The organism is Pilibacter termitis, from assembly GCF_900167335.1.
Lineage (GTDB): Bacteria > Bacillota > Bacilli > Lactobacillales > Streptococcaceae > Pilibacter > Pilibacter termitis.
Map to the genome: position 1 here is coordinate 44,809 of NZ_FUXI01000020.1, position 17,958 is coordinate 62,766.

Sequence of the window (17,958 nt, forward strand, 5' to 3'; positions counted from 1 at the left end):
ATGATAAGAGTGAAGGAGTGAGAAAATGGCTGAAACTGTAGGAAATATGCAGATAAAACTAGGATTAGATACAACAGGATTTGGCGATAAGATAAATAATGCTAAAAATCAAGTAAAGTATTTCACGCAAGAATTGAGAACGACAGATAGTGCAATGAAATTTGCAGGAAATGGAATGGCTGGTTATTCTGCAAAAATTAAATCTTTAGGGCAAGTAATGACGGCACAGAAAAAGGTTGTCAATGAATTATCTGAAAAAATAAAGAAACAGGTAGACGAGCAAGGGAATTTAACGAAAGAGGGAGAGCGAGCAGCAGTAAGTATTGAACGAGAAACAGCGAAGTTTGCAGGGTTTCAAGCACAATTAGCACGCACAACGAGTGAGGCGAAAAAATTCGCAATAGAGAATACAGGAGTGAGTGGAGGCTTGCACCAAATAAGCGAAAAGGCATTTTCAGCAGGGGAAAAATTACGAAACATTGGAGATAAGATGAAACCAGTCAGCACGATTTTAAGTGCAGGTTTTGGTGTAGCTACTAAAAAGGCAATGGATTTCAGTGGTGAAATGGTGACAATGCAGTCGTTGTTAAGTGATACAGTAAGTAATACGAAAGAATTAGACGAAGTAACAACAAAACTTGGGGATAATTCTAAAAAATGGTCAGCTCAGTATGGAATTTCAACGAGCGAAATAAATAACGCAATGAGTGAGTTGATAAAAAAAGGGTTTAATGCGAATGAAACGATTGATGCAATGCCTGCGTTACTAAATGCTGCACGAGCGAGTGGCGATGATTTCACAACTGTGATGGATTCAGCAAGTTCTACAATACAACAATTTGGTTTGCAAGCAAAAGACGCAGGGAGAGTGACAGATACGCTAACCTATGTTGCGAATAAAACATCCTCAGGCTTTACAGACATGGGCGAGGCAATGAAGTATGTAGGACCAGTAGCAAAAGCGACAAAGAACAGTTTAGAGGACACAGCAAGTGCAATAGGGATTTTATCAGATGCAGGAATTTTGGGAACACAGGCAGGTACTAGTTTGCGTACGGCATTAATGAAGTTGTCGCAAATCTCAACAGATAAAGCTGTTGCAGCATTTGGTGAATTGGTTGATGTGGCAAAAGAGGCAAGTGGTCCGTTGGCAGATTCTTACAGACAATCAATTCCAGCGATTCAAAAAGCTCAAGACGAATTAGGAAATGCTTTGGCGAGCGGAAACAAAACAGCGATTAAGAAAGCACAAGGTGCATTAGAAGATTCGTTTATTGACATAAAAAAAGCATTTGAACAAATGTCTTTTCCAGACCAAATAGAATCATTGAAAGCGATGCGTGAAGAATGGTTGCGTAGTGGCAATAGTGTGCAAGATTTCAACGGTATTATCAAGCAATTAGTTGGTCAAGAGGCATTGACAGCTATGACGGTATTAATTGATAAAGGTGGCGGTGCGATTAAAGAAATGTCGAAAGAAACTTTAAAAGCAACAGGTTACACCAAAAAACTAGCTGATGTAATGAATGATAGTGCAGCAAATAAGATGAATCGGTTAAAAGAAAAATTCAACGTGATTGCAATTAGTCTAGGAGAGAAGTTATTGCCGTTATTAACCAAAGGAATGGAAGTTGTTTCTAATTTAGCGGATAAGTTTAATGGTCTTTCGGAAGGAACGCAAGATACGATTTTAAAATTAGGCGGATTGCTTGCAGTTGCTTACCCAGCCTCTAATGCTTTAGGGAATCTTTCAACAGTAATAGGATTTTTATTTAAAGGATTTTCAAAAGGTGCAGGGCTTTTTAATACGAGTGCGAGAGCGATAGAAGGAGTGGGAAGTGCAAGCCAAGTGGCAAGTGGTGGAGTAGGAGCTTTAGCTAAGAGTGTAGGAGTTTTGCCAAGCACTTTAGGGTTGTTGACGAATCCAATTACATTAACCGTTGCAGCAATTGGTACTTTAGCGGTTGCAGGCAAACTTTTATATGATGATTGGGAAAAGCATGGTGGACAATGGGGAAGTCGCATGAGTGAACACCAAGCAAAAGTGGTGAACTCAACAAGCGAGTTGGTTGTCAATACAAAGGGAAGTTTAGACACATTCGAGTTGAACATGAAAAATTCAGCAAAAAATGCGGGTGAGGGATTTAAACAATTATCAAATGATATTGAGCAATCGGGCAAAAAAATGAAAGAGGATTTGGAAAAAGCTTATGATAGTTTGCCGGAGTATTTAAAAGAAACAGCAAAGATAAGACTTGAGGAGCAAAAAAAGGAAATTGATAGAGAGGTAGAGCAAGCGAAAGAGGGAGCGAAACGTCAAGGAGATATTTTGAAAAATGCTCTTAGCAATGAGCGTGCTATTACAGAAGAAGAAAAAGCTGAAATATTTACTATCAATGAAAAGAATGTACAACGGTTGCTTGAGTTGAACGGTTTTAAAAATAAAGAGGCGAAACGATTAGCACAACAATTAAACGCTGATTTATCGGATATGAATAGCAAGCAATTAATAGAGTATGAAAAAAGTTTGAAGAATGTGTTAAAGGCACAAAATGACGAATATAACAAACAGGAAAAAGCATTAAAGACGAATGTTGAAAATAAAATCATTACTCAAAAGCAGTATGAGAGTGAATTGGATTTGTTGAAAGAAAAACATACACAAGCAACGAAAACAATTACGGATAACCTCTATAAGTCAGCAAAAGCACATGGAGTAGAAGATACACATATGCGACAATATCTAGCAACGTTAGGTGTGAGTGTCGATGAAATCAATCGTGTAATGAGTGCTAGTTCTGCTGAAACAGAAAAGAAAAGCGAGGTAATGGCAAAAGTAATCAGTAAAATGAAATTGGATTGGAACAATTTCAAAATGGATTCCAAAACTGGAAAATTGACAGTTGAAGGAGAAAACTCATTGATTGAGGCAATGTCACGTACTGGAGAATGGAACAATTTGACATTAGAAGAAAAGAAAGCACTAGTTGACGGAGAACAGGGAAAAGTGGAGCTATATGAAAGTATTATGCGTATAGGGAAATGGAATGCTTATCCTGTGGTCGCAAAAGAAGTAGGTGTGGATAATACAGTTGCATTGAATAAAATTTTCGAGAGTGAAAGTACGTTGTCAAGGTGGCTGAATGCACCTATTCAGAATAAAGAATTGCTTGCAAGTAATCCGTCTGTTATTTCGGCTGTTCTAAGCTCAGAGCAAAACATGACAAGGTGGAATGCACTTCCTGTACCAGAAAAGAAAATATTAGCTCAAAACTACGACTTGATGAATAAAGTATTATCAAGTGAAAATGAGTTGCGTGCATTTAACAATTTGACACCACAGCAAAAACAGTTGTTGGCACAAAATGGAGATTTAATCAGCAAGATTGCGAGCGGAAGAGGAGTGATTAATGATTTCAACCAAAATGCAAATGTTGTACCGAAAACAATCACAGCACGTGACAATGCGACAGGTACGATTGGAACGATTTTAAATGGTTTGAATAGCATATTACCCTATTACAACACAACGATAACCACAACGCATAGAGAGGAGTTCATAGGACCTAGACAGAAAGGGTATAAACAAGGAACAGATTATCATAGCGGAGGTTTAGCTCTTGTTAATGACCAATCGGGGAGACTGTTCAGAGAGTTGATTACTTTACCAAGTGGAAAAATGTTTATTCCACAAGAGCGAAATACTTTACTTGATTTGCCGAAAGGTACGAAAGTATTGCGTGCAAGTGAAACGAATAAGATTATTCCGCAATATGCAGACGGTGTGGGGATTCCAAGCACTTCTAAATTCATAAAAGGATTAAGGTGGGCAAACAACGTCAATAAATTAGCTGAATCAAGTAACGTAACAACAATCGAAAATAATTTTTCTGAAAAGAAACTTGATAGAATGATTGAGTTATTAAGTCGCTTGATTGAGAAAGATACTTCTGTTTTGATTAATGGAAAAGAAGTTATGCGAGAAGTAGCGAAAGAGCAGTTAAAAGAAGAAAGAATGAATAACGCATTTAAAGGAGTGTTGGTGTAATGAAAAGTGATTTGAAAATATTTTATGGCGGTCAAGAGTTGACTGCCTTTTTTGACTTACTCGAGGCTCCTAAGAGGAATTTGATTGGCGATGTAACAAACAACTTGGTAGAGTTTCAGGCAAAAGACGGTGGGGAACTTATTAGCACAAGGCGAGGAGCGTTGAAAATTACGCTTGAGATTTTTACAGACAGCTTCACTTTTGAAAAGAGAGAGCTGCTGAAAGGGATTTTGTATAATCATGAGCTGAAAAAACTGACTTTTTCTGATGAGGAAAATCGTTATTACATGGCGATTTTAGACGGAGAAAGTAGTTTTATACGAGATTTGGACAATTCACAAGAGGCGACTGGTGTGCTTACGTTTTTAGTACCAGACGGAGTTTCTTACTCAACGTATAAGCTTTATAAGGAGGGACAACTCGTCAGCAAGACTGATGATAAGGGAAATGCTTATCAAGTAATGACAGTTGAGGTGACAAATGACGGCACAGCACCATGTGAGATTGACTATGAAATCACTCACCCTACTGAAAACGGATATGTTGGGATTGTCTCAGCTCATGGAGCAATTGAGATAGGTGATAAGTTTGAGGCGGATAGAGAACAGTATGAACAATCTGAAATGGTATGTATTGATGATTCTAATGCAATAGTTAATGCGTGGTCAACTGACACGGGGTACACGACAGATGATAGATTTAACATCATAGGTAGTGCTTGGCGATTGATAACAGAACCAACGGGGAGCGTGTGGGCGACACAGTATTATAGTGGAAGTGGTAACGGTGGCAATAATGGTGCGAGCAATCTATGGCATTTAGCGAGAAAATCAAGAACGTTAACTCCGACAAGTGATGGAAAAACGGCATTCAAAAATTTTACGGTTCGGAATCGAATTGCTTTTGAAACAAGCAAAAGCGACCAAAACGGACTGTATCAAGTCGTGCTGAGTACACAAGACGGTCGCTGGAGAATGGGGTATTATTTCTGTAAAGAGCCAAATGCAAAAAATGAAGTAAGATTTACTCGCTTTGTTTACGACATGAAAGACGGAGTGAAGAAAATGTTAGTGGAAGATAGCACGTATTTCACACCGAATGGAAGTGGAAAGCATGAGGGGAGTTATGGTCATTCTGTTTACTTTGAAAAATTTGGCGGAAAAGTAACGTGGTATGACTACGTGAGAAAACGTGAGTTTATTGTGCCAGAAATAGCTAATGTGGAATTTTCTCGTCTTACTATTTCTGGAGGGGTATATGGACGAACAACGAATAGGGTATGGCGAATGAATACCAATTCTATTACTGTTCAAGTACACAAAGTGGAGAAAGAGCGAGATATTCCGAATCGCTATCCAGAGGGCAGTGTATTGAGGATTGAAGGAGAAACAAGAAAGGTCAATCTTGACAATATTCCTATTCTCACGGATGTGGTGCAAGTGCCGAAATTTTTCTCACTTCCACCGAAAGAGGAAACAAAAATCGAATTTTATTTTAGTGAATGGATAGAAGAAATGCCAGATGTCAAAATTTTTTATAGGGAGAAATGGCTATGAATGAAACACCGATTATTTTTATACATGATAACAAATGGAATCGTATAGGACTATTGGATAATCAGGCGAAAAATGCAATGCACTATTACAATGATACATTTACTCGTTCTCTTTTAGAGGGAGCGAGTGCTTTTGAGTTTACCGTTCCAAAGACACATGATGATGTAAATTTGTTGAATGAACAAAGTTACATTAGTTTCAGATATGACGAACAAGATTTCCTTATGAAAATTATGCGTACAGAGGAAGATGAGTTTCATAAAAATGTTATTGCATATAATCTCAATTTAGAGCTTATCAATGAATCGGTGTATAAGTACAGTGCAGATAAGGCTTATAAAATCGTTGACTATCTGAGGGATTTAGGAGGGAAACCACTAGAATATACAGCAGTAGAAATAGGATTGAATGAGGTATCAGATAAGTCGATTAAATGTGAATGGGAGGGAACGGATAGTAAATTAGCTCGAGTGCTGTCGATACTCAATAAGTTTGATGCAGAGGGGGAATTTATCACAAAGTTAGACCGTCAAGGGAAATTAGAGAAAATTGTTCTGAATATCTACAAGAAGAATGACGGTGAGAATACACAAGGAGTTGGCGAGGATAGACGAGATATTACGCTGACGTATGGAAAAAATGTGAGAACAATAAAACGCACGGTAAGCATTGAAAAGTTATTTACAGCGATTCGTGTGCGTGGAAAAGACGGTACGAATATTAAAGGAATTGCAAGAGAGTGGAAAGACAAAGAGGGACGTGTGGAGTTTTTTACAACACAAACAAGCGACACAATTTCTGCACCTCTTGCAAGAGAACGTTTTTGGGCAAGTCAGACAAGTGACGGATATATTCTTGAAGAATGGGAATATGATAGCGACAATAAAGAAACGTTGACTGCTCAAGGTTATGGGCGGTTAAAGAAAAATTGTGAGCCTGCTGTAGAGTATGAAGTAGACGGATTTTACAATGTGGGCATAGGAGATACGATTCTCATTCATGACGAGGGATATACACCGACACTCGCACTGAAAGCACGTGTGAGTAAACAGGAAGTTTCATTTACTGAACCAAGTAGGAATCGAACAACATTTTCTAATTTCAAAGCTTTAGAAAATAAAATGAGTACAGATTTATTATCTCGCATGAATCAGTTGATTGATGAAATAACTCCGTATCGTTTTGAAATCGTAACGAGTAATGGGGTATCATTCAAAAATGATGAGGGAACGACAGAGCTACAAGCAATCGTATTTAAAGGTCAAGATGTCGTACCACTTGTTATGGAAGAAATAGAGTGGTTTAAAACACTACCAGACGGCACAGAGATAAGTCTTATTACAACAGGGAATACTTGCCCCATATCTGCTCATGAAGTATCTGGGCGGTCGAAATATCGCTACGAGGCAACGTATAAAGGAGTAGTGATTGGTGGAGCAGAGGTAACTCTTACGAATGTGAAGGACGGAGACGATGGTGTAAAAATTAGCAGTATTGAGCAAAAGTATCAAGTGACAAGTAGCGAGAGTAAACCAACGCAACTTTGGGAAAATAGTGTGTGGCAAACAAGCCCGATTATGCCGAGTGCAACCAATCGTTATTTATGGAAAATCACAAGGACAACTTACGCAAACCCAAGTGGTGTGATTGACCTTGTAGAACTCGTCAGTGTGCGGGGAGAAACAGGTGCGAAAGGAGATACAGGAGAAAAAGGCAATACAGGAGCAACTGGTCCAAAAGGAGAAACAGGTACGCAAGGACCGATAGGAAGACCTGCTGTAACAGCAAACCTAACGAATGAAAATGTTACATTGCCAGCGAACGTTGAAGGAGGGATTACAAGCTATGAAAATTCTGGAGTGAGTATTAGCGTAGCGGAAGGAACGTTAATATACACACCAACGAACAATGCAACACTTAGCAATGGTCAGTTTAAAGTGTCGGTAAGTGCGAGTAATTTGAATGAAGGGAGTAAAACGGTTGATACAGCGAATAAATGTATCACATATGGAAATATCAGTAATTTTATTGCCAGTGAAACAATAGGAAAGCTAATTTTTACAATTGATTTCAAAAGTAGTTGGGGAGAAACTGGAACGCTTACTAAAATTCAAACTTTCAGTAAAGCAAAGGCTGGAGTAGCAGGAGTGAATAGTTATACATGGATACGCTATTCGGCAAATGCAAATGGCTCGAGTATGACACAACAACCAAATGTAGATACAAAATATATCGGTGTTTATGCAGGAACAAGTGCATCTGCACCAACTGCTGCAACAAGCTATACTTGGAGCAATTACAAAGGAAATCCAACAGGAGTAACTGTAAACACAAACGGTGTTGAACCAAGCGAAAAATATGTTGGTATGCTCGTACAGTATTTACCAGAAAATAACGCACCTACAAGTACAACATGGAGCGGTTCGTCAAAAATTGAGGGAACGTCTATTTATCGTTACACAGGAACTAAATGGGAACTGTGGTATTTCTATGCAAGCAATATTCAGGCAGACTTATTACTGGCAAACCGATTCACCTCGAACAATGCAAACACAAGTATTTCTATTTCGGCAGATGACGGCTTGCAAGCAACGAAAACAGACGGTACGAAAGTGATTGATTTTGACCCAAATACAGGTGAGTTAAACTTACAAGCAAATTCAATCACGTTCAACATGGCAGGCGACAATACAACGCTTGAGGATAAGTTGAAAGAAATTGCTGGAGCAATCAGTACAGAAAGTAATGACAGAGAACAAAGCATACAAGAGCGTTGGGCGGAGATGCAGAACCTTATCAATAGTATTAACATTCAACTTGGAAATACTGCTATGACGATTGATGCACTAACAACGAAATTCATTTTCTCAAGAAGTGGGTTGTTGATTCAGAATGATAGTGGTTATGCGATTTTGATTTCTGGCGACAAAATACAGTTTGGGAAACCAACGGAAAATCTGTATGTTCAAGGAATTTTAGAAAACGACGAAAGTATTCCATTGCGGCTATACGCTGGAAAATCTTCTAATCCGATTGAGCATTTAGAAGGAATAAAAAGTGAAAGGTATTGGAAATTCGATTTCAACGATGTACTAAGTACAACAGCGACAGAAATTATTCAAAATCCGATTAAGTATTACACATTAGAAGAAGGTAGAACGTATGTTTTTTCTTGTTTGTTACAAACAAACGATGTCGTTGATGTCACAAAAAAGCCGAGGGTTCGATTTTTTGCGAGCGGTGAAACGGCTATTAGTAAAGATTTAAGTATTACACATGTACAGGGTCAATATTATATTTTATGGGCAACATTTAAAACGGGTGAAGAAATGTTTACGGCTGGAAAGATTGTTAGAAATTCTTTACAAATTATAAGAGGCTTTTTAGGCTACACATCTGGAAAGTATATGCAGTTTTCATCGTGGAAAGTAGAAAAAGGCTCTATTCCAACACCGCAGGCTTGGTATTCAGCTGCTTTTAAAGAACTTTTTTGGGAAAAAATTGGAAGGGAAAGCGAATATGATATGAATGTTACAGCTGAAATTTCTGGTGATGTTTTCCATATTCCAAATGGTCAGATTATGGAGAATCTACAAGTAGCGAATCACATTTTTACAAAAGAAAATGACGGACACACGGTTGTCTATTATGTTGACGATTAGAGGAGGGAAATATGGCAAGTACAAGCGGTAGTATCAATATAGCGAATAGCTATTTCGTTTTCCAGATTGACTGGAGCATTAGTTCAACGAGCGGGACAACGCAGACGGTGAGTGCCACACTGAAAGCAAAAACAAATGGTGGTTATACAAGTGCGAGTGCAAGTAATTATTATATTACTGCAAACGTAGGCGGTACGGATTGTAGTTATAGTGCAGGTGGAAGTGTTGGAACAGGTTGGACGAATCTAAAGACAGTTACACGAAGTATGGGAAGTGGTGCAGGATTGACCATTTCCATGAGTGCAAGTCCAACGGCTGGAGGAAGTGCAGGAAGTAAATCAACAAGTTGGACGTTGCCGACACTGGCTAGTAAAGGAGTGTTGTCAAGTGTAGGAAATGTGACTATCGGAGGAACCCCTACAATAAGTGCAACAGCTGGCACAAATGCGACAAGATATGCGACGTTGAATGACAACGGAAGTGGTGCAGAGCAGAGTTGGACGTATGGTGTGGATAGCCAGAAAACCATTCCAGCAGGTTGGGCGAGTTCACATAGAGGTGTGAAAAGTTTTACAGCATTTTGTAAAATGGAATGGAAAAATGGCAGTACAAGTTTAGGATATGAGCAAAAAAACTTTACAGTCAATATTCAACAAACAAGCCCATATTCAATAACAAGTGCAACAACTCCAACGGCAGAGGCGAGTAATAACCCAAGTAAATTTTCTGGTTGGGGGATTCCTACGGTAACAAAAATTACGATACCAGCAATTAGCTATGGCACAAGTGGCGAGGGAACATATTGGGGTTTATCAGAAGTGCAAGGAACGGTCAAATTAAACGGGGTAACAAAGTTCAGTTATGGAAAAGGCGGCACGAGTTTTACTCCTACGGAAAGTGGCACATACACCGTAGAGCTAACTGTAAAAGACGACCGTGGCTATACGGTTACTGCAAGCTCAAAAACATTTCAAATATTCCCTTATACTGCACCAAATGCAACGAATGTTCAGGTAGAACGAGTAGGAAAAGAATTAAAATTGACGTTCACCCAAACAGGAACAAGTTCTATCAATGGAATTGAGAACGTGATAACGAGCCGAGTTGTCGTCAATGGTAAAACAGCGACACTAGCAACAGGAACGGGAACAAAAACAGTTCAAACAACTACGCTGAATTTGGAAGAAACCAAAACTTACGCAGGTGTGATTGAGGTGGTGGACGAAGTAGGGAAAAAGGTATCTGTTAATTTTAAAGTGAAAAGCCCTTTCGTTTTGTTCGATTTGCATAAAGGGAAAAATGGTGGCGGTGTGGGAATTGGCAAATATCATGAAAAAGGCTCGCTTGACATTAATGGAGATATTTATTTAGGTGTTAACAAACTTGGCGAAGATAGAAAAATTACATCGGACAGTGAGTTATCAATTATAACAGGATTTGATGCGTATATGTACAACCAAGGGAGTGAATTAATTTTTGAACCATATAACGGGAATACGCATTTACGAGCGAAGAATAACGACAGGAATACTGGGAGTATTCCATATGCAGAGCTTTATCTGGGAAACGCAAGCGATAGCGTGATTGAGTTTGCAAACTCAAGGTCAATTTACAACAGAACAAGTAGTGCTGCTGCAAATGTAGGAATAACTTCAGGGTGGACATTATTCCGCTCAACTTCTGCAAGTAAGTATAAACTGTCGATTTCAGAGGTACAAGACAGATTAGATTTAGGGAATCGACTGTTGACGGTTGAACCTAAAAAATGGTTCGATAAAACAGAAACGGAAGATATGGCGATGAGTTTGACGGACGGTGTAGAGAGGAATCAAGCTTATACTCCACAACTTCAACAGTATTACGGATTGATAGCTGAAGATTTGAACGGTGCAGGGCTAGATATGTTTTTGACGAAAAACAAAGAAACAGGAGAGATTGAGGGGATAGAATATGCAAAACTTTGGACATTACTTTTACCTCTCATCAAAGAACAGCGAGAAGAAATTATTGAACTAAAAAGACAGGTATATAAATTAGAAAAGGCGGTAGAAAATCATGAGTAAAATTAATATCACAAACACAAATGTAGAGGCGGACGGAAATGTAAAAATTTCATACAATGCAACATTTACAGATAATAGCTACATTAGCGGACATACATTTATTTCAGTAGATGAATATGAAGATTTGACAACAAAACAGTTGCGTAGAAAAATCGCTGAGGTAATGATTGAGAATGTTGGTGCAGGGTTATGACAATTTTAGATGTATGGGCAAATAAAGCGTTAGATGAGGCTGTAGATTATGACAGCCCTGTTAACGGAATATTTGCGGAATGTATGCACAGATTGGCTATAAGGAAAGAGCAGTGTTCACAGTTGTTTGAATTTACACGAGAAGAACTGGAGCAGGCGGTGGAAAGAGCAATGAAAGAAAGGGGTTATATATAATGACAGTAGATACAGAGAAAGTAATTCAATTGATGGAACAACGAATTGGTAAAGTAACATATTCAATGGGTGGAGCAAGAGATATTTTATCAAATACGTGTGATTGTTCAGGTGCGGTGTGTAGTGCAATCGTTCGATGTGGGGGTGAAAAAGGGAAAGGGTATATACAATGGACGGGGAATATGCCAGAATTTCTATCTCTTAATGGCTATGAGCTAGTCTATGCAGGCACACCAAACAGCAAACCATTTGAATGTAAACGTGGCGATGTTTTTATTTGGTCGCCAAATGGTGCAGACGGAAATTTGCAAGTGGCAAGTTTACAAGATGCAAGAGCGAGTGCAGGAAGTGCAGGACATACAGGAATTTTTGTAGATGAAACAAAAATCATTCATTGTAATTATGGGTATAACGGTATTTCTATTAATGATTACAATACGATTTTACAAGTTAACCAGCCGTATTATGACGGAGGAATTGCTGAATTGATTTTCAGAAAAACAGGGAACGCAACAGAACAAACTCCGCCAATTACCATAGTAAAACCACAAGTACCAACACAACAGACGAATGGGAACGCAGGAAAACAGAGCGGTTTGAAAGTGTATAGAGTAGATGACATGATGTTTTACGGAGGAATTTGGCAAGCTATTACCTACGATTTAGCTCCGAAAAATGCAAGAGATACTATTAGTTTTGAACAAAACGGCATACCATTTGATTGTATCAATGAAGTAGATAGAACAGGAGTTTATACATCTGATAACACAATCGAAGGTGTTGGGAAATACTTTGTTTTTGACACTAGTATGATTAGCGACACAGGACAGGGAGGAGTGGACAGCTTTGGTGAATATTATTGGCGAAGTTTCCACACGAAAAATAATGGCAATATTTGGCTTTCAGCATATACGCTCAATGATTTGCTGTACGGAAAACGATAGAACGGAGAGAAAAAATGAATATTAACATTGATTTAACAAAGCAATTTTTAGGAGTAGACTTTATCTTGATTTTAGTTTTTAGCATGGCTATTTTGGATATTCTCATTGGTTTTTGGAAAGCGTGGGCATTAAGGACGTTTGACAGCAATATTGCGAAAAAAGGGATTGTGTCACATATTGGAATTTGTTTGTTAGTTCCTTTTATGCACTTCTCTTTGAAATTTTATGGAGTGGTAATTATAGCTTATCCGTTTGAACTGTTTATTTTAGTGAGTTATGTAATTAGTATTGTAGAAAGTTTAGGCGAATGTGGATTGAAAATCCCTAAGTGGTTGCTGATACATTTAGAGAAAATCAAGGACGATTTAGAAGATGGAAAATTGGACGGACAGAATAGCCTAAAAGATGAATAGTTTTGTATTTTTTCCATATAAAATTGGTTGAAAAAAAGGGGCAAAAAAGGGGCAAACTTTGGAAAAGTAACGAAAAAATAAAGGTATAATATTGAGAAACGTACAAACTAAGTTGTAAAAACGTTGATATATCAATGGTTTAATTTTAGCAAAAAATAGAAAAAATGTTCGTTTAACACAAGAAATCAATGATTTAGTAAGTAGATGAAATCACCTCATCTGCTTTTTTATTTTCACCAAAAAATGAGAAGTGGAAAAAGTATCATGAGTACAAAATGATACAATAAATGAGAGTTATTTTGTGCAAAGGATTTTTTTTGTGATAGAATAAAAGTAGCAAAAGAAAAGGGAAAATAAAAGCGTAATGGTGCGTTTTGAAGTCTGCAACAGCGAACCACAGCATTTACTTGCTGGAAACGTAGTTTCCAGTGCTGTTGAGAGCAGTTGCCAGACTTCAGCACCATGTAGCTAGACAAATAAAAGCGTAATGGTGCGTTTTGAAGTTTGCAACATATAGCTAGAAAAAGGAGAATTTTAAACCGCTTTATACTTAATCAAGGGAAAACTTCGTCTGAGGCAAGGCGAGTGTGTAAATATTCAAGAAAGAAGGATGAAATGATGGAAATTAGAATTATTGGAGGAAGTCACGCAGGGATTGCTTGTGCGATTCGTGCAAGAGAAGAGTACCCAGATAGTCATATTATCGTCTATGATAAGCAAAAAAATATTGGATTTATTGCACAAAGTATCCCCCTTTATTTGTCGGGAGACACGAATTTTTTGAAGATGTCAAGCTATGTTACAACGTCTGACCTTGAAAAATTGGATATTCTTGTGAAAACTCAAACTTCTGTAACAGAAATTGATATGGAAAAGAAAACAATCGAGTACACTGATTTGGTTGATCAAGCAGAAGGAAAAGATAGCTATGACAAATTAATTCTTGCCACAGGTTCTTATCCAAGCTTGCCACTTGTGCAAGGCGAGTTCCAAGACAAGCTCTACGTCATCAAAAAATTTGAAGATGCGGTGAAACTAAAGAAATTCATGCGTGAATCTCGTAGTGTTGTCGTTATTGGTGGTGGTGCAATTGGTGCAGAAATTTCCAAAATCATGAACAATGCTCATATTCAAACAACGCTTATTCATTCTTCTCCATTCATTTTGAATCGTTATTTAGATAAAGACGTTGCCGAAGACGTGCAACAATCTCTTGAATCTGATGGCATTGAAATTTGCATTAATTCGCTTGTGACAGGGATTCAAGAAGAATTGATTGATACAGGGAATGTGCGGAAAAAAGTGAGTCATGTGTTCACACGTGATGGACGTGAGTTTATTGCGGACGGTGTGATTTATTCCACAGGTTTCCGTCCTAATTCATTCCTTGTAGCAGACCAAGTGGAGCTTGGGGACAAAGGAGCGATTGCAGTTGATGAATATATGCAAACAAGTGTGCCAGATGTATTTGCCGTAGGAGATTGTGCGACAACGACTCTTACCAATGTCAAAGTGCCAACATACGTGCCACACGCAAGTGATGCAATTCGTCAAGGTGAAGTTGCAGCGGTAAACTTAATGCAACCGAAAGTGAAGTTAAATAAATCACAAGGAACGTATAAATTGAACTTCGATAGCGAAAATACGCTTTGTATGACAGGGCTTAGTTTATCAAAAGCTCAACAAGAAGGTTTTAATTGTGATGTAGCTTTTGTTCGTGACGACTATGTCAATAGTGATGCTTACTACGAAATGTGGATGGTTTACGAAAAAGAGACACACAAAATTCTCGGAATGCAAAGTAAAGGAACAGCGAAAGAAATTGCTGCTCAAGCGGATATTATCTCACTTGCCATTCAAAACGATATGACCGTAGAGGAAATCGAATATACCGACTTCTACTTTAAACATGGTTTTAAAAATCCAAGAAGTTTTACCAAAATGGTTGCCGATAAAATTCGTCAGCAGGAAAGAATTGCAAAAATTTATTAGACATTTTTCGGTAGCGTGCTACCAGTAGAAAACCCAAGTGAACACTGCTTAATTTGGAGTTTTTCGCTTGGGTTTACTTAGAAAAAGAGAGGGTGTATGTAATTGGCAACAGAAGGAAAATTAAGTGATTTAGATTACTGCTATGCCTCTTGGGAGCTTCTAAAGGATTTAGAAAAAAATTCCTATTCAAGAAATGAATGTATCAGAGCTTTTCAAGAAAAAGCCAACGCAAGACAAACGTTGATTATTGGAATATTTGCCATGATTTTACCTCTAATTGTCTGGGGGCGATTGTTGCTTTCGGGAAATGGCTTACGTGATATTTTATCGAGTAATGTCGCGACACGTTTGGTGGGGCTATTAATGGTGAGTGCATTTTTATTTGTATTAGTTTTCATGCTCTTGAAATCATTTTGGGAAACGAAAGCACTTCGTCCGTTGAAGAAAATGACGGAGAAAGATTTGCGTGCGAATTTGATGGAAACAGTGCAAAACATTGACAATCAAGCAGAGAGCATTGTCAATCATCGTATTTTTAGCGAAGGACGGATTCCAGAAAATTTCCTTTCAGCAGAAATGCTCCCGCTGCTCATACGCTATTTTGAGCGTGGGCAAGTAACGATTATGAAAGAGGCGATTTATTCTTTAAAGCTAGAACTTCAAAACACAGGGTATTATACCAACCTTATGCCAAGTGAAACGCTCTTGCAGAAAGAAAGAGAATATTTGTCAGACGAAAGAAGTAACTTGGAGAAAAAGATAGAAGAGGGTGAAAAGCTATGACAGAAAGCCCAAAAGAAGTAAAAGTAACTGCTGAAGAAATGAAAAAAATATCTGAATCAGAAGTAAAAGATTTTGTGCAAGATAAGTTTTTTCAAAAAGGAAACTGGTGGCTGAAAATCAGACAAGTGCTAGTGAATGTGGCATTCCTTGCCATTCTCCTTTTGCCAATCATGATTTTGTTCAACTCACTTACAAACAAGCAAATTTGGAAAAATTTATATGCTTGGACGTATCAAGACGGTTTTGAGCTGACGGATTATCTAAAATCTTCTATTTTACTTGCCTTTGTCGTAGTGCTTGTTTTAAGTCTTGGTTTTCTGTACAGAAATAATTACAGAGAGCAAAATGTTTACCCGAAAAAGAAAACCTATGACGAGGAAATGATGAACAGGCGAAAAGAAGTGCTAAATAAAATGTATACTGAACGCTTTGGCGAGCAAGAATTTAGAGAGACAACAAAATACTACGCTGTTGACGGAGAACAAAACCTTGACGACCATTTAGTTGATGGGTTGTTTAAGGAGGCAGGAGTGGAAATTAAATAAGCCATTTCTTATCTGTTCTCAGTATTTATTTCAATAGTTGGCGTGTGGCAGATGAATGCTATTACGATTGCAACGACCTTTATTTCTGCTGTAAAAAGAACAAAGGTCAGCCCAACACGAACAAAAACGACAAAAGAGTAAGGTTATAGTTGGGAGGAAGTTTTATGAGCAATTTTCTATCCATTTTAGTTCAACTTTTAACCCTTTATCCCGTCTTTGGCTCAATTGCTTGGACGATAGGGGGAATTTTCTATCGAACTGTTTATGTAGGAAAATTCTTAGACAAAGATTTCAAACCTTTGAAAAAAGAAGAAGAACCAATGATTACGATTATGATTCCTTGTCACAACGAGGAAGTTATGATCGAAGAAACGCTTGAGTTCTTGATGAATAAACTTGAATATCACAATTATGAAGTGCTAGTCTGCGATGACGGTTCAACAGATACCACGCCAGAAATTTTGGCACGTTTGAGCATGAAATACAACAATCTTCGTGTTTTACGTGTCAACAAAAACAAAGGCAAAGCTCACGCATTCAATATCGGCATTTCATTTGCCAGAGGTGAATTTATTTTGAGTAATGATGCGGACATTGTGCCAAGTCCTGATGCTCTATGGAAATATATGAATTATTTCTTAAAACCCGGTGGGCAAAACATTGCTGCGGTTACCTCAAATGGCGATGTGCAAAACCGTACGCTCATGGTAGAAAAATCACAAACCGTTGAGTTTTCAAGTATCGTTGGGATTATCAAACGTTCGCAAATGGGTGTGCTAGGTGCAATGTATGCTTATTCTGGTGCGAACACGATGTATAGAAAAGATGCGATATTTGATTGTGGCGGATTTCGTCAAGACAGAGCGACAGAAGACATTTCAATCGCTTGGGATCAACAATTTAACGGCTGGGAAGCAGTATTTGCACCAGACATTATTTTTTACATGAACGTGCCAAACACGCTCAATATGCTCTATCATCAAAGAAAACGCTGGGCAAAAGGTGGAACAGAGGCGTGGTTTACTAATTTTGCAAGAATTGCCAAACGTCCGTTTAAAAATTTGCCAAAAATTGTCATGCTCCTCGACCAAACAGGCAGTATCTTGTGGAGTTTTTACTACTTGATTTTTGCAGCATGGTTGATTGTTAAAATGGTTTATTTTGTCCTTACTAACAACACCGAGGAAATCGTCCATACACTTGATATGGCGTTTATCTTCTCTGCTTTTATTTCAATGGTAGGTGTTTGGCAATTAGTCGCCTCTCTTGCACTCGACAATCATGGTGAGAAGTTAAAATATCTGATTTTCGCACCGTCCTATATGGTCTGGTACTGGCAAATGAACGCTTTAACAATTGCAACGACCCTCGTTCCCGCAATTAAAAGTGTCCTCGGTCTAGGTGGCGAAGGAACATGGGTCAGCCCACCAAGAACGAAGATGACACAAGATGACGACACATAAGTGTAATCAGGAAAAAGTGCAGGAGCATAGCGTAGTTCAAGTTTCGAGCATTTACGAAATGATTGCGAAGAAAAGACTTTGAACGGACGAAGTTCGTGAATG

The 17,958-nt window shown here is 38.2% G+C and carries 12 protein-coding genes; all 12 read left to right on the forward strand.

The window, feature by feature from the left end:
- The first annotated feature begins 25 nt into the window (after window positions 1-25).
- Complete coding sequence (locus tag B5D30_RS08855; RefSeq protein WP_078807715.1) at window positions 26-4,048, forward strand: phage tail tape measure protein; 4,023 nt, start codon at window positions 26-28, stop codon at window positions 4,046-4,048.
- Window positions 4,048-5,604, forward strand: coding sequence for a distal tail protein Dit (locus B5D30_RS08860; protein ID WP_078807716.1), 1,557 nt, complete (start codon window positions 4,048-4,050; stop codon window positions 5,602-5,604). The genes B5D30_RS08855 and B5D30_RS08860 overlap by 1 nt, the downstream gene beginning before the upstream one ends.
- Window positions 5,601-9,266: a phage tail spike protein gene (locus B5D30_RS08865; protein ID WP_159443279.1), complete on the forward strand. Its 3,666-nt coding sequence runs from the start codon at window positions 5,601-5,603 to the stop codon at window positions 9,264-9,266. The genes B5D30_RS08860 and B5D30_RS08865 overlap by 4 nt, the downstream gene beginning before the upstream one ends.
- Before the next feature lie 11 nt (window positions 9,267-9,277).
- Entirely contained in the window at window positions 9,278-11,329 is a 2,052-nt protein-coding gene (locus tag B5D30_RS08870) for a hypothetical protein (protein WP_078807718.1), read from the forward strand.
- Complete coding sequence (locus B5D30_RS08875; protein ID WP_078807719.1) at window positions 11,322-11,522, forward strand: hypothetical protein; 201 nt, start codon at window positions 11,322-11,324, stop codon at window positions 11,520-11,522. Before B5D30_RS08870 ends, B5D30_RS08875 begins: the two co-directional genes overlap by 8 nt.
- On the forward strand, window positions 11,519-11,716 hold the full coding sequence (locus B5D30_RS08880; protein WP_078807720.1) for a hypothetical protein: 198 nt from the start codon (window positions 11,519-11,521) through the stop codon (window positions 11,714-11,716). Before B5D30_RS08875 ends, B5D30_RS08880 begins: the two co-directional genes overlap by 4 nt.
- A complete protein-coding gene (locus B5D30_RS08885) occupies window positions 11,716-12,660 on the forward strand; it encodes a peptidoglycan amidohydrolase family protein (RefSeq protein ID WP_078807721.1) in 945 nt (314 codons plus the stop codon). Before B5D30_RS08880 ends, B5D30_RS08885 begins: the two co-directional genes overlap by 1 nt.
- A 14-nt stretch (window positions 12,661-12,674) precedes the next feature.
- Window positions 12,675-13,073, forward strand: a complete 399-nt coding sequence (locus tag B5D30_RS08890) for a phage holin family protein (RefSeq protein WP_078807722.1) — start codon at window positions 12,675-12,677, stop codon at window positions 13,071-13,073.
- Window positions 13,074-13,688: 615 nt separating this feature from the next.
- The gene (locus tag B5D30_RS08895; RefSeq protein ID WP_234984648.1) at window positions 13,689-15,065 is read left to right on the forward strand and encodes an FAD-dependent oxidoreductase; all 1,377 of its coding nucleotides are present in this window, start codon (window positions 13,689-13,691) and stop codon (window positions 15,063-15,065) included.
- 102 nt (window positions 15,066-15,167) lie between these two features.
- Window positions 15,168-15,848, forward strand: coding sequence for a hypothetical protein (locus B5D30_RS08900; RefSeq protein ID WP_078807724.1), 681 nt, complete (start codon window positions 15,168-15,170; stop codon window positions 15,846-15,848).
- The gene (locus B5D30_RS08905; protein ID WP_078807725.1) at window positions 15,845-16,393 is read left to right on the forward strand and encodes a hypothetical protein; all 549 of its coding nucleotides are present in this window, start codon (window positions 15,845-15,847) and stop codon (window positions 16,391-16,393) included. Before B5D30_RS08900 ends, B5D30_RS08905 begins: the two co-directional genes overlap by 4 nt.
- A gap of 164 nt (window positions 16,394-16,557) precedes the next feature.
- Complete coding sequence (locus B5D30_RS08910) at window positions 16,558-17,856, forward strand: glycosyltransferase family 2 protein (protein WP_078807726.1); 1,299 nt, start codon at window positions 16,558-16,560, stop codon at window positions 17,854-17,856.
- The last annotated feature ends 102 nt before the right edge of the window (window positions 17,857-17,958 follow it).

Bases quoted from the DNA above. Each gene is read 5' to 3' on its own strand.
- B5D30_RS08870 (WP_078807718.1), top strand. From the start codon at position 9,278: ATGGCAAGTACAAGCGGTAGTATCAATATAGCGAATAGCTATTTCGTT.
- B5D30_RS08910 (WP_078807726.1), top strand. From the start codon at position 16,558: ATGAGCAATTTTCTATCCATTTTAGTTCAACTTTTAACCCTTTATCCC.
- B5D30_RS08875 (WP_078807719.1), top strand. From the start codon at position 11,322: ATGAGTAAAATTAATATCACAAACACAAATGTAGAGGCGGACGGAAAT.
- B5D30_RS08885 (WP_078807721.1), top strand. From the start codon at position 11,716: ATGACAGTAGATACAGAGAAAGTAATTCAATTGATGGAACAACGAATT.
- B5D30_RS08895 (WP_234984648.1), top strand. From the start codon at position 13,689: ATGATGGAAATTAGAATTATTGGAGGAAGTCACGCAGGGATTGCTTGT.
- B5D30_RS08865 (WP_159443279.1), top strand. From the start codon at position 5,601: ATGAATGAAACACCGATTATTTTTATACATGATAACAAATGGAATCGT.
- B5D30_RS08880 (WP_078807720.1), top strand. From the start codon at position 11,519: ATGACAATTTTAGATGTATGGGCAAATAAAGCGTTAGATGAGGCTGTA.
- B5D30_RS08905 (WP_078807725.1), top strand. From the start codon at position 15,845: ATGACAGAAAGCCCAAAAGAAGTAAAAGTAACTGCTGAAGAAATGAAA.
- B5D30_RS08855 (WP_078807715.1), top strand. From the start codon at position 26: ATGGCTGAAACTGTAGGAAATATGCAGATAAAACTAGGATTAGATACA.
- B5D30_RS08890 (WP_078807722.1), top strand. From the start codon at position 12,675: ATGAATATTAACATTGATTTAACAAAGCAATTTTTAGGAGTAGACTTT.
- B5D30_RS08860 (WP_078807716.1), top strand. From the start codon at position 4,048: ATGAAAAGTGATTTGAAAATATTTTATGGCGGTCAAGAGTTGACTGCC.